General features: G+C 47.8%; 9 protein-coding genes and 1 pseudogene. 4 read left to right on the top strand and 6 right to left on the bottom strand.

Going from position 1 to position 13,110, the window contains the following annotated elements:
* Positions 1 to 144: 144 nt before the first annotated feature.
* Genes glgD through glgB form a run of 3 tightly spaced genes read right to left on the bottom strand, consistent with a single transcriptional unit; the run spans position 145 to position 4,336 of the window.
* Entirely contained in the window at positions 145 to 1,257 is a 1,113-nt protein-coding gene (glgD, locus tag H8B09_RS07835) for a glucose-1-phosphate adenylyltransferase subunit GlgD (RefSeq protein WP_191203755.1), read from the bottom strand.
* Positions 1,257 to 2,423: a glucose-1-phosphate adenylyltransferase gene (locus tag H8B09_RS07830; protein WP_191202966.1), complete on the bottom strand. Its 1,167-nt coding sequence runs from the start codon at positions 2,421 to 2,423 to the stop codon at positions 1,257 to 1,259. The genes glgD and H8B09_RS07830 overlap by 1 nt, the downstream gene beginning before the upstream one ends.
* Positions 2,424 to 2,434: 11 nt before the next feature.
* Positions 2,435 to 4,336 carry a 1,4-alpha-glucan branching protein GlgB gene (glgB, locus tag H8B09_RS07825; protein ID WP_191202965.1) on the bottom strand — a complete coding sequence of 634 codons (1,902 nt, stop codon included), beginning with the start codon at positions 4,334 to 4,336 and terminating at the stop codon, positions 2,435 to 2,437.
* A 588-nt stretch (positions 4,337 to 4,924) separates the two neighbouring features.
* Here glgB and H8B09_RS31190 point away from each other — a divergent pair.
* From H8B09_RS31190 to H8B09_RS07810, 3 genes and pseudogenes are all read left to right on the top strand, one after another.
* A pseudogene (locus tag H8B09_RS31190) lies at positions 4,925 to 5,080 on the top strand (PAS domain-containing protein); the annotation flags it as partial.
* Between the two features lie 93 nt (positions 5,081 to 5,173).
* Positions 5,174 to 5,821, top strand: coding sequence for a helix-turn-helix domain-containing protein (locus H8B09_RS07815; protein WP_224753404.1), 648 nt, complete (start codon positions 5,174 to 5,176; stop codon positions 5,819 to 5,821).
* A gap of 154 nt (positions 5,822 to 5,975) precedes the next feature.
* Entirely contained in the window at positions 5,976 to 8,006 is a 2,031-nt protein-coding gene (locus tag H8B09_RS07810; protein WP_191202963.1) for a beta-galactosidase, read from the top strand.
* 89 nt (positions 8,007 to 8,095) lie between these two features.
* Here the strand turns inward: H8B09_RS07810 and H8B09_RS07805 are convergent, their stop codons facing one another.
* Both H8B09_RS07805 and H8B09_RS07800 read right to left on the bottom strand, forming a co-directional pair.
* Entirely contained in the window at positions 8,096 to 9,340 is a 1,245-nt protein-coding gene (locus tag H8B09_RS07805; RefSeq protein ID WP_191202962.1) for an acyltransferase, read from the bottom strand.
* Between the two features lie 429 nt (positions 9,341 to 9,769).
* On the bottom strand, positions 9,770 to 10,771 hold the full coding sequence (locus tag H8B09_RS07800; RefSeq protein ID WP_191202961.1) for an aldose 1-epimerase: 1,002 nt from the start codon (positions 10,769 to 10,771) through the stop codon (positions 9,770 to 9,772).
* 194 nt (positions 10,772 to 10,965) lie between these two features.
* Between H8B09_RS07800 and H8B09_RS07795 the strand changes: the two genes are divergently transcribed.
* Positions 10,966 to 12,234 (top strand): serpin family protein, encoded by a 1,269-nt coding sequence (locus H8B09_RS07795; protein ID WP_191202960.1) that lies wholly within the window; start codon positions 10,966 to 10,968, stop codon positions 12,232 to 12,234.
* 123 nt (positions 12,235 to 12,357) lie between these two features.
* Here H8B09_RS07795 and H8B09_RS07790 read toward each other — a convergent pair whose 3' ends face one another.
* Positions 12,358 to 13,005, bottom strand: coding sequence for a nitroreductase family protein (locus H8B09_RS07790; RefSeq protein ID WP_191202959.1), 648 nt, complete (start codon positions 13,003 to 13,005; stop codon positions 12,358 to 12,360).
* Between the last annotated feature and the right edge of the window lie 105 nt (positions 13,006 to 13,110).

Genomic DNA, 13,110 nt, shown 5'->3' with positions numbered 1-13,110 from the left:
TTTCACTCCTTACATCAGGATCTTTGAACGGAGTTCAAAGTCACTCCGCTTTACATCAGAATCTTTGAGCTTTGCTCAAAGTCACTCTGATGTTGTAATTTGATTTCTTCTTCGGCAACACGACTTGCAAACAAATGGCTTTTATTAAATAATTTTACGTTTCCCAGCGACGAACGGCGATCCCGCCGCCCCGCGAATATCTCTTCCTTGCTCGATCATGACGTCCTTATCGAGAATGGCATAATCCAGCATGCTGTTCTCGCCTACAACGCCATTCTGCATAATGATGCTGTTGCGAATGATCGCTCCTTTGCGCACATGCACGCCGCGGAACAGTACACTGTTTATGACCGTCCCTTCAATGACGCACCCGTTCGCAATGACCGAACCAGATACCTTAGCCCCTTCCAAATAACGGGCAGGCGGCTCATCCTTGACTTTCGTATAGATCGGTCCCGGACGGAAGAACAGATCCTTCCACACATCGGAACGCAGCAACTGCATGTTGTTGAAATAATAGCTTTCGAGCGTATTGACCATGCCTACATAGCCATCAAACTGATAGCCATACACCTTCAGTTGATCAAGACGCGTCATAATGGCATGCCGAACGAGATGCTCCTGCCCTTGTGCCAGCGATGATTCCACCAGTTCAAGCAGCAGCTCGCGTCTAATGACATAAATCTCGGTCGACATAAGTTCTGTATTCAAACGTCCATAATGATCCTGCATCTCCAGGACACGCCCTGTTGCATCCATCAATACTTTCCGGCTCTTGCCCGGCGTAGTTGACGAGTGTTTCTTGCACACCACCGTAATATCCGCCTTTTGCCTCTCGTGGAACGCTACGACTGGCTCTAGATCGATATTGCAGATGACGTGGCTTCGGGCAAGAACGACATATTCATGATGGCTGCGCATCAAATAATCCCGATTCTGAAACATATGATAAAGGTCACCACGGCGCAGATCTTGAGCATCGTCGGAAGTCGGAGGCAGAATGAAAAGCCCGCTCTGACGGTTATGAAGATCCCAATGTTTGCCGGAACCTAGGTGATCCATTAAAGACCGATATTTCGTATGCGCGAGCACGGCAACGCGGGAAATCCCGCTGTTCACCATGTTCGACAGCACGAAATCGATAAGTCGGTAACGGCCGCCGAAAGGCACCGTTGCCGGACACCGGTTCGCTGTCAGCCCTTCCAGCTCATCCGGTTCATGTACAAGATTGATTAAGCCCATTACTTTATTTTTCATCACGATGGTTCGACCTCCAGCAGTGTTTTGTAGCTCGCAATAAACTCATCACTGCCGACGACCGTCACGCCGCCATGCTCAGGATGACCGATTGTTACGCCGTCTGCGATAACTGCACCGTCGCCCACAATGGTGCGATACAGCCGCACATCGCGACCGATGCGCGCATTCGGCATGACAACCGACTCTCGGACGATACTATCAATTCCCGTCTGCACGCCATAGAACAGGACAGAACGGTGCACATCGCCTTCAATCAGGCAGCCTTCATTCACGATCGATGACACGATACGTGAGCTTGGTGCAATATATTGTGCTGGTCGATTCGGACTAACGGAGTAAATCCGCCATTCTGGATCCGTCAAATCAAGCGCTGGTGAATCATCGAGCAGGTCCATGTTCGCTTCCCACAGACTTTCGATCGTACCGACATCCTTCCAATAGCCTCTGAATGGATATACGAACATATTGAGGCTATCTTTTAACATCGCAGGCAATATATCTTTACCAAAATCATTCGAGGAATGACGACTCGCCTCATCACGAATCAGATAACGCTGCAGCACATGCCATGAGAAAATGTAGATGCCCATCGATGCTCTATTGCTAGTCGGCACCTTCGGCTTCTCTTCGAATGCCGTAATTCGATCTTCATCGTCGGCATGCATAATGCCGAATCGGCTAGCTTCCTTCCATGGCACTTCAATTCCAGCAATCGTTACATCCGCACCTGTCTTCTTATGGTGCTCGAGCATTTTCTCATAATCCATCTTGTAGATGTGGTCGCCCGAAATCACTAGCACATATTCAGGATCATAACGATCGATAAAACCCATGTTCTGATAGATTGCATTTGCTGTTCCTTTGTACCATGCGCCGCCCTTCTGCTTCACATAAGGTGGCAGAATTGCCATCCCGCCGTCGCGGCGGTCCAGCCCCCAAGGGCTGCCGATCCCCAAATACCGGTTCAGGTCAAGCGGCTGATATTGCGTGAGAACGCCTACCGTGTCGATGCCCGAATGAGCGCAGTTGCTTAGCGTGAAATCGATAATTCGATATTTCCCGCCAAAGTAAACAGCCGGCTTCGCCAAATCCTTTGTCAATACGCCGAGTCTTTTTCCTTCTCCTCCGGCGAGCAGCATCGCGACCATTTCTTTACGCCCCATAGCATCAACTCCTAAATGTATTCAATTACTTTATAGTGAAGCATCAGACAGGAGAATGGCTTCAGCGTAACTTGCACGCTGTATCCGCGTCCGTGATAAGGGATTTCCTCGCTCATAAGCGGAGCTAAGAGGCCCTGCCGGGACACTTCCTCGCTGCTGTGCATCAACAGCTCATAGCTGCCCGACATCGGTACACCGATCCGGTAATTGCCATAGTCGTTGCGCGAGAAGTTACAGACGACAACGACGATCTCGTTCGCTTCTATACCTCGCCGTTCGAACGAAATCACGCTTTGTTCTGCATTATGTACATCAATCCAGCGGAAGCCATCGTAATCCCGATCACGCTCCCATAGAGCAGGTGTCGTGCGGTATACGTGATACAGCCGTTGTACGTACTTCTGCATATCTAAATGCAGCGGATAATCGAGGAGCATCCAGTCGAGTTGATCGAGATCTTTCCATTCATCGAATTGTCCCCAATCACTGCCCATAAACAATAGTTTCTTGCCTGGGTGTGTAATCCAATAACCGTAAAGCAGTTTTAGTTGAGCGAATTTTTCTTCGTAGGAGCCTGACATTTTGTGAAGGAGTGAACGTTTGCCGTGTACCACCTCGTCGTGTGAGAATGGCAGCACGTAATTTTCGGAGAAAGCATAGAGAAGCGAGAACGTGATGAGATTGTGGTGATGCTTGCGGTCAGCTGGGTCGAGCTGCATATAGCGCAGCATATCGTTCATCCAGCCCATATTCCATTTGAAGTTGAATCCGAGTCCGCCGAGGTAGGTTGGTGATGTGACTGCTGGTTGTGCGGATGAATCTTCGGCAATCATGAGCGTCTCGGGATAGTATTGAAATACGACTTCATTCAGTCTCCGGAGGAATCGGAGAGCATCTAAATCTTCCTTGCCGCCATAAGGGTTCAGCGTACGCAGCTCCTCAGGTTTATCCATATGAAGATCAACCATATGAGCGACTGCATCAACCCTCAGGCCATCTATATGAAATAGATCGAGCCAAAATATTGCGTTGGAGATCAGAAATCCAACAACTTCGTTACGACCGAAATCGAAGGAAAGGGTTCCCCACTGCGGTTTATCCGCTTTGCGCCAGTTCGGCCCTTCATAAAGCGGCGATCCGTCGAAATCGCGCAGACCGTGATCATCGCGGCAGAAATGTCCAGGCACCCAATCAAGAATGATGCCAAGCCCTTTCTGATGACAGCGGTCGACGAACTGCATGAACTGCTTTGGCGTTCCATACCGACTAGTTGCTGCGTAGAAGCCGGTAATCTGATACCCCCATGAACGGTCGAATGGATGCTCCGCAATTGGCATAAGCTCAATATGGGTATAACCCATCTCTGCGGCATAATCGACGAGCTCAATAGATAATTCGCTGTACGTAAGGAATTGCTCCTTGCCATGAATCTTCCAGGAGCCGGCGTGAACTTCATAAATGAGGAGCGGTCGATCGAAGAGTGCTTGCTTGCGGTCCATCCAGTCCGAGTCGCCCCATTCATACCCGTTCAAATCGGTTACAATCGAGGCTGTATGGGGTCTTAATTCGGAGCTGAACGCGTACGGGTCAGCTTTGAGCAGCTTCTGTCCACTTGCTGTCACAATCTCGTACTTGTACCGCTCGCCGTCCTTTAATCCATGAACAAAGCATGCCCAGACGCCAGTGTTGCCGATCTGTTCCAGCACATCCTTCGTACTGTCCCACTTATTGAAATCCCCTACTACACTTACCGAGGCTGCGTTAGGGGCCCAGACAACAAATCGGATACCTGTCTTTCGTTTCCACTTTATTCGGTGAGCTCCGAAAGTTCGGTAACTTCGATAAAGTACGCCTTCGTTGAACAAGTATAGATCATCCTGTGAGATCCCATATGGGAGCGTTAATACTGTCATCAATGTGACACCTCCTGTTAAGTTATTGTTAAGAATCATACATGATCAGGGGGGATATCGTGGAGGTTACCTCCATTATACAGGAATATTGAAAATTGGGAACCCTATTTTCAAAAATGCGTCATTGAATTTTACCTGTAAATAACGCAAAGTTCACATATATATGACACATATTTCACTCAAACTGAGCATATGCTTGTCACTTCGAGCGAAAGTTGTCGAAACCCTCCGAACCCAATCTTCACTCCATATTCGAAACCATTTCGCCCCCTTTTCATAGGCACATCTAATCTTAACGGGAAATATTACCATGATAAAGCGCCGTATAAGCCCACTAAAGAGTTTTCATCTGGAATTCAGAAACGTTTGGTACGTTTAGGTCCCGATCATATGGGCGGATTTAAATTTTTAAAGAAATAACCAATGTTAACGCTTCATTCCAGTACATGTTCAAAAAGGTTCGTGATCAAAAGCGGACTTTTTGAACGACCTCTTACAGTAATTAGATATATCGGAGCATTGCCCTTGCTATAGGGTAAGCCTATACTTGTGTCGTAATGGAAAATAGAATGAGAGGAATGGTAGCTTATCTTTCGGCAAATCTTTCAGACGATCCCGCAGCCTCTTGCGATCGTTCGCCGCCTAGGCCGTTCCTTTACGATTACAGATGCCAATCCTGCCTTTGTTCAGCTATGCGGTTACGAGCGAGAGAAGCTGCCCCACATTCCCTTTCGACACCTATTCCCTCGTATCGCTGATTTGAAGGGAGCCGTTCTTCCCGAAGATTACACTGAAACAATCATCGAGACTGGAACACGTGCACAGAAACCAATCGTATTGGATGTTAAACCACTTGAATCTGCTTCAGATGGATCGCCTTACTTTCTGCTGACCGCCACGGATCTAAGTGCCGAGCTATGGATCGAGCAGCAATCGAAGAGCGGAAAGGCGTTTTATGTCGGAATTATGGACAAGCATTATATAGTAAGGAAATTTCATGTTAATTTCGTGCCGGCCGTGGAGCCCGCTGACGTTACCGTGTTGAATCACTCTATGTTTGACTTTATTAGCGCTGCGGAGCATGACATTATCCGGGCTCAGTTAGCCCAATGTGCTATCGACAAAGTCCAACAGGACTTGTTCATGCACACGCTTCGTTTTGACGAATTAAGTGAACTTGCCATGCGCACAACAATCTATCCGATTTACAACGGATTCGGCGAATTCGAACAATTCGCTTTCTCGATCTGGGAAATGCAAGAGACCAGCAGCAGCGAACAATCGAGTACGAAGCTGAAAATCTGGATGGCCAAACGTGACTTGTCCGCAAGCCAGTTGTCGCAATCTACCGGCATTTCCCTACAGACGATTTCAAAACTTCGCAATGGTAAAATCAGCAAACCACAGCGTCTGACAGCCGAACTAATCGCCTCTGAGCTTCGGGTGGATGTCCAAGAGATTTGGCCAGAGCTTGTGCGACGCTAATTAAAGCCGAAACAGCTGGAGCTTTCCTTCTCACGGGATATCACATTTCATTCCTATGTACCGAATTATTATATTCACTCCTTCAATTGTTATATGTATGCAATTGCTAGAATGCTGTAAACTAACAGTACATCAATTGAAGGAGCTGAGCAGTTTGTTATCATCCAAATTGACCAAAATGTTATATGGCGGCGACTACAATCCTGAACAATGGGACAAGAGTGTATGGCCGGAAGATATGCGTATGATCCGTCTTGCAGGCATGGATATCGCCACGGTTAACGTTTTCTCTTGGGCTATGTTGCAGCCTAATGATGACACTTATGATTTCTCCACACTGGACGAGATTATGGATATGCTTCAAGCAAACGGCATCTATGCTTGTTTGGCAACTAGCACTGGCGCACATCCAGCATGGATGGCACGCAAATATCCAGAAATTCTCCGTGTAGACTTCGATGGCCGTAAACGCAAGTTCGGCGGACGTCACAATTCATGCGCGAACAGCTTGGTTTATCGCACCTATTCGGCGAAGCTTGCAGGCAAGATCGCTGAACGCTATAAGGATCACCCCGCCCTGCTGTTGTGGCATGTGTCCAATGAGTACGGCGGCGAATGTTACTGCGACAACTGCGCAGCTGCATTCCGCGTTTGGCTTAAGAACAAATACGGTACGCTGGACAAGCTCAACGAGCAGTGGAATACACGTTTCTGGGGTCACACGTTCTACGATTGGGAAGAAATCGTGCCTCCGAATATGCTCAGCGAACAATGGTCGACGCGTCACACTTGCTTCCAGGGCATCTCGCTCGACTATACACGTTTCAACTCGGACAGCATGCTCGACTGCTACAAGTTGGAGTATGAGGAACTGAAGAAGCATACGCCTAACGTTCCTGTTACGACTAACTTGATGGGCGCTTACAAGCCACTTGATTACTTCAAATGGGCGAAGCATATGGATATCGTATCGTGGGATAACTACCCATCCGCTGATACGCCTGTCAGCTACACCGCTATGATGCACGATCTTATGCGCGGCCTCAAGGGCGGCGAGCCATTCCTGCTCATGGAGCAGACGCCAAGCCAGCAGAACTGGCAGGCATACAACTCGCTGAAGCGTCCTGGCGTTATGGCACTGTGGAGCTACCAAGCCGTTGCGCATGGTGCGGACAGTGTCATGTTCTTCCAGCTCCGCCGCTCGATCGGCGCATGCGAGAAGTACCATGGCGCACTCATCGAACATGTCGGCCACGAGCATACGCGTGTATTCCGCGAATGCGCGCAGCTCGGCAGCGAGCTCTCGCAGCTTGGCGACAAGATTCTCAACGCGCGTGGTACAGCCAAGGTCGGCATCTTGTTCGATTGGGAAAACTGGTGGGCGGTTGAGTTCTCTTCCGGTCCATCCGCTGCCTTGAAATATACGGATGAAGTACACAAATACTACGATGCGCTCTACCAACAGAACATCGCGGTTGATATGGTTCCAATGGATGCTGATTTCAGCCAATATGACGTGCTGATCGCACCTGTTATGTACATGGTGAAACCAGGTGTCGCTGCACGCCTTGAGCAATTCACGCAGAACGGCGGCACATTCATCACAACGTTCTTCAGCGGTATCGTCAATGAGAATGACATCGTAACGCTCGGCGGCTACCCTGGCGAACTGCGCAACCTGCTTGGCATCTGGGCAGAAGAAATCGACGCATTGTTCCCAGACCAACGCAACGCAATCGTTATGAACGATACGTTCGGTAAGCTGAGCGGTCAATATGAATGCGGATTGCTGTGCGATCTTCTCCACAGCGAAGGCGCAGATGTTATCGCAACGTACGGCCAAGACTTCTACAAAGGTATGCCGGTTGTAACGCGCAACCGTTTCGGACAAGGCGAAGCTTGGTATGTTGGCACGAGCCCTGAGGCATCGTTCCTGCAAGGTCTGCTTGGTCAAATCTGCGCAGCGCACGGCATTCAGCCAATCCTTCCTGCAGTTGCCGGTGTTGAAGCAGTGAAACGGACGAAGGATGGCCAGTCTTATGTATTCGTATTGAACCACAATGCAGAAACTCAATCCTTCGATTTGGGCAGCGTAACTGGTACAGAACTTCTATCCGGCACGAAGCTTAGCGGCAGTGCCGAAGTAGCTGGCCGTGGCGTACTCATCATCGAAGAGTCCAAGTAATCAAATGGACAAAGCCCCCGCAGTTTCACGATAACGTGACTGCGGGGGCTTTCTTATGCCTATTATGTAATTGCAATTCAACAATAATCTTAAACTCCAGCCTGACGATTGAGATACTGCTCCTGCTGTGTTTGGTTCGCAGCTCCCTTCTCCTTCTCCTTCTCCTTCGCAGCTACCACATAGGCAGGCAAGCCGCCAAGCAGCATCCAGGCTTTCGGCACATAACGGAAGACGGAATGTACGGCGAGCATAGAGATCAGCAGCGCTGCAGCGAATCCGCCCCAAATCCAGAACACATACTCCGAGACGAAGGTGGATATGCCCATATCGAATTTGCGATAGATGGCAAGCACGAATGGATGTACCAAATAGATCGCGAACGAAAGCTGTCCGATAACTGCCAAAGTGCGATAAAAGAATTTGCCTTCAAACAAACGTTGAAGCAGATAAGCTGTGAACAACAGGACGATGGCAGACATCAGCGTCTGCACGTTCCATAACAGCTCATATAAAAGCGAATTATAATAAATATGATAAATTCGCGTTGCATGCCATATCGCAACATGCGTTCCCGAAACCGCCAGCCAGCTTAACCAAAGAGCGGAAACGGTCAGACGATCCGTTAACCGTCTCTCTTTCCACCCTCGAGACAACCAGCCATGCCAGCGTTCATAATAAATCGCAAGGCTAGCACCCAGCAGGTAATAAGAGAAATAGCTGATCGATAGACTGCCTTTAGGCATCCACTGAAAATGATAATGATGGTTTAGCATCACATATCCCCATTGCAGCAGCAACCCAATCGGGAAAGCCCAAGCAGCCAAACGCTTAAACTGCTTCAAAATTATAAGTACAAGCGGGAATATGAGATAAAACTGCGTATTGACAAATACAAAATACAAATGCGTATGTACCGAGCCAGTCGAGAGCTTATTTAGGAATTTGGACATCTCTTCATTAAAACTAAGCCACGGCGTATGATTCATCTGATGATTGAAGATGAAATAAAGAATTGAAATGAGCACATATGGAACAATAATGTAAAGCAAACGCTTACGATAAAATTTACGAATTAGCGATCCCGTTTCTGGCCGATCATAATAATTGTAGAACAAGACAAAGCTGCTCAGAAAAATAAAACAAGGAGTGCCGAATTTAAAAAAGATATTCATAATATTAAAGATCGAAAAATACTTGGAATGCAATCCGCTTATCGCAGCTGCAGTAGATGATGAATGAACACTAATAACGCCGAATAAGGCAAATGCTCGAAACAAATCAAGCTGTGGCAGCTTCGATCTTACTCGCTGCTTGGCAGGTTGAACGATTGACACAAAACCCCTCCTAAATGGTGTTCACTATACCCCTTCCATTAATGATTTGTATTGTATGAATTTAGGATATGCACACTTTAGACGTACCGATTCTCGAATAAGTTGCTGCAAATATGAAAACTAATCTATAACCTATACATCCTAATTATTGCATAACTAACTGAGCATTAATAGGCAAAAATTGTCGAATATACGAAAACTCTATTATTGGTCTGTTATTGCTCCAATATTGCAAGTCATCTACGTGAGTCGTAATGGAAAAATATTCATTAGAAAAACACTTTTCATCATATACGGCGAAATCAGCAAGTGTCTACCATCTAATGTTTAAGTTTTGCTAAAGAAACTATGGAAGGATCACTATTGTGTAAAATAAAAAAGCTTGCCGCCCAACTAAGGACAGCAAGCACTACTATTATTCCCAAATCATTAAGCAAGCTTTTCCGTATACAGGCGGCTTGTCTCGTTCCAAGATTGACCCGGCTGAAGCAATACGAATCCTTTCGTCTCGTCCGGCAGATCCACGTTCGGCGCGTCAACCAAGTTGATTTGCGGCTCTGGGCAGAAGAAGCCTGCCGATGCGCCATTGTTCCAAATCATCCACTGCTTGTAGTTCACTCCTGCATCATAGACAAGCTTGACGCCAATGCGGTGGTCAATGACTTCTGCGAAGTTGCGGCCATCAACCGGCGCTGCGGAATAGTGGTTGTCCAATGATTCTGCATAAGGCGATCCGCCTTGCGGCGACTTCATCGCTTCTTCTGCTGCCGTCATCGGGATCGTGCCACCCGTCGGCAGCATACGCTCGTCGAGCTCCCAACGTACGCCTGTCGTTACGTGAGCTGTTACATCTGCTTTCGAGCTTTCTGGCGCGAATGGTGCGTTAATGGCTGTATGGTAGCCAAGCAAGCATGGGAGCTGCTTGTCGCCGTTGTTCGTTACCGTACTCGTCTGAGCAAGTCCATTCGCGGACAACGCGTAACGGATCTCGATCTGGAAGCGGTGCGGCAGCACGCTGTATACACTGTCGTTCTCGTCAACGACATAACGAACGACAACATAACTCTCTTGATCGTTAGCGCCTTGATCAACGATATCCCAAGCTGCTTTATAGAAGAAACCGTGCAAATGGTTACCTGTTGCCTTCTCATTCACTGGCAGGTTGTAAGAAATACCTGCTGCTTCGAACTTACCGTCACGGTAACGGTTCGGCGGGAACAATACCGGGATACCATACACAGCAGGTGCTTCACGGAACGAGTCCATCTCTGCTTCTTCCGGTTCACGCAAAAACTTATATCCTGCTTCGACGTCGCGGAACGCAACGAGGTTCGCACCGATCTCTGGCAGCAAAGCTGCTTCATACTTGCCAGAGCGAAGCCATACGGCCTTCTCGCCGTAGAACGATCCAATCACTGCTTCATTCGCCATTTCTATCACTGCCCCTAATCCATTAATAGATTCATTAAATACTTTACGTTTTCAATTATACGAAGGATAAGGTGTCAGGGGCAAACGTTTTCAACGGTTTCCGTGCGTTAAATCGAAACTTTTTGTATAGATTGACCGTTAAAGATGGCAAGAACGGATCCATTATACAAATTGGTTGTTTAAGGGGGCTTCAAATGAATTACAAACGTCTCATGCTCATCGGACTCGCTTCGCTTATGTTAGCTTGCAGTATGACGGCATGCGGCAGCAAAGAGAAAGTGCATACAGCTATCTCATTAGAAGACCGTAACACGCTGGCAGCGGCAGCAGATCAGCCGATCATTCAGGCATCCAATAATTTCGGACTTCGCCTGCATCAGCAGCTATTGAAAGAGAAGCCTGGTCAGAATGTCTTTCTCTCTCCTCTTAGCATCACAACTGCTCTCGCAATGGTCTATAACGGAAGCGGCGGCGAGACGAAGGCTGAACTAGAGCGTGTGCTTGGCTGGAACAACAAGTCTGTCGATCAAATCAACGCTGGCTATCGCGAGCTGTTGAAGCTGCTGAGTCAGCCCGGGGAAGGCATTACGCTTCAGCTAGCAGATTCGGTCTGGCATAACGCGCAGGTCACCGTTAATCCGAATTTCTCTTCGATAATTAAAGACAGCTACAATGCAGAGATCGCGTCAATCGAAACTGACCAACCGGAGAAATCCGCTAAGCAGATCAATGGTTGGATTGCAGATCACACCGAAGGAATGATCGACAAGCTGATTGAACCCAATGCAATTGATTCGAGCCTCGTCATGATTCTACTCAATGCCGTCTATTTCAACGGCACTTGGAAAGATCAATTCGATGCCAACTTAACGAAAGATAAACCGTTTCATCTCTCTGACGGTTCAGCTCTGCAAATTCCATTCATGAATCGAACAGGTCAATACTCACACTTCAAAAATAACGACTATGAAGCAATCCGCATTCCGTACGGACGTGGTCAAATGTCGATGGTTATCCTTCTCCCATCCGCAGACAACAGCCTCGAAGCGCTTCAGGAGAAATTGTGGAACTGCAAAATCAGACTTCTAGAGCAATGGAAGAAGGGATACGGTTCGATTCAGCTTCCGAAATTCAATATCGGTTACAGCGCGACCTTGAATGAGTCCCTGCAAGCGCTAGGCATGAAGCAGTCGTTCTCCGACGCTGCAGACTTCTCAGGCTTGTCGAATGAACCGAACGTACGCATCTCTGAGATTAAGCATAAAAGTAAAATCGATATCAGCGAAGAAGGGACGAAGGCGGCAGCCGTTACTTCTATTGAGACGGTTGCTACATCCGCCGAAGTTCCTGTTGATCAACCATTCGACATGATCGTCGATCGCCCATTCTTCCTGGCGATTGCCGATGAACAGAGCGGCGCTGTTCTATTCACGGGCTCGATCTACAATCCGACCGCCGACTAATATTCGGAGCAAGCAGCGTACGGAGAAAATGAAGCTGAATGCAAAGAAGCTGGCTCCTATCGATTATTCGATTGGATGCCAGCTTCTATTCGTTATATTCAATCAGGCTTATTAAACGACCTTTTAAACAATTTCATTCCAGAACGTAACTTCTTCTTGCGTAAGACGAGCCGAAGCGTGAGCCTCAACCGCTGCTTTGCCAATCGCAATCAGCATAACCGTCTCATAACGTTCAGGTACGGCAAACAGCTCATTGAATTGCGCTTTGTTGAAACCGCCCATTGGCACAGTATCATAGCCGTGCGCCTTGGCAACGAGCATGAACTGCATCGAGACCAGACCAGCATCAACGAGACCGATATCCTTCGCAATATCGGATTTGCGGTACGGCGATTGTTCGCTTACAATACGCTCCACCATTCGTGTCTTAGTTTCTTCGTCCATGAAGCCAGACTCTACGGCACGGGAATAAATGGTCTCTGCATGACGGTACGATTCTTTGTCAGCGAGGATAGCTATGATATGAGAAGCATTGACGACTTGCTGTTGATTGAAAGCGATCGGAAGCAGCTGCTCTTTCTTAGCCTGGTCATCGATGACCAGGAAACGCCAAGGCTGCATATTGCTCGACGATGGAGCAAGTGTTGCCTCCTCCAGCATCTGCTTCATTTCATCCTTCGAGATTCGGAACGTCGGATCATATTTGCGAACCGAGTGACGGTCGCGGATGACCGTTTGAAAATCTGGGCTCTTTACTGTTGTTTGTACCATTATGGAATCCCTCCACTATCCGTGTAAATTTCTGCACAGTTAAAATAAAAAAGGACCGTTGAGCAGCCGCTGTATGGATCGCCATGAAGTCATTAACTGTTGATA

The sequence above is a fragment of the Paenibacillus terricola genome (genome assembly GCF_014779765.1).
GTDB lineage: Bacteria > Bacillota > Bacilli > Paenibacillales > Paenibacillaceae > Paenibacillus_T > Paenibacillus_T terricola.
The sequence above is the reverse complement of the archived record's forward strand: the minus strand, read 5'-3'. Positions and strand labels throughout refer to the sequence as shown.

Coding starts and splice junctions, on each gene's coding strand:
- glgD (WP_191203755.1), bottom strand. CDS start 1,257: ATGAAAAATAAAGTAATGGGCTTAATCAATCTTGTACATGAACCGGAT.
- H8B09_RS07790 (WP_191202959.1), bottom strand. CDS start 13,005: ATGGTACAAACAACAGTAAAGAGCCCAGATTTTCAAACGGTCATCCGC.
- glgB (WP_191202965.1), bottom strand. CDS start 4,336: ATGACAGTATTAACGCTCCCATATGGGATCTCACAGGATGATCTATAC.
- H8B09_RS07795 (WP_191202960.1), top strand. CDS start 10,966: ATGAATTACAAACGTCTCATGCTCATCGGACTCGCTTCGCTTATGTTA.
- H8B09_RS07800 (WP_191202961.1), bottom strand. CDS start 10,771: ATGGCGAATGAAGCAGTGATTGGATCGTTCTACGGCGAGAAGGCCGTA.
- H8B09_RS07830 (WP_191202966.1), bottom strand. CDS start 2,423: ATGGGGCGTAAAGAAATGGTCGCGATGCTGCTCGCCGGAGGAGAAGGA.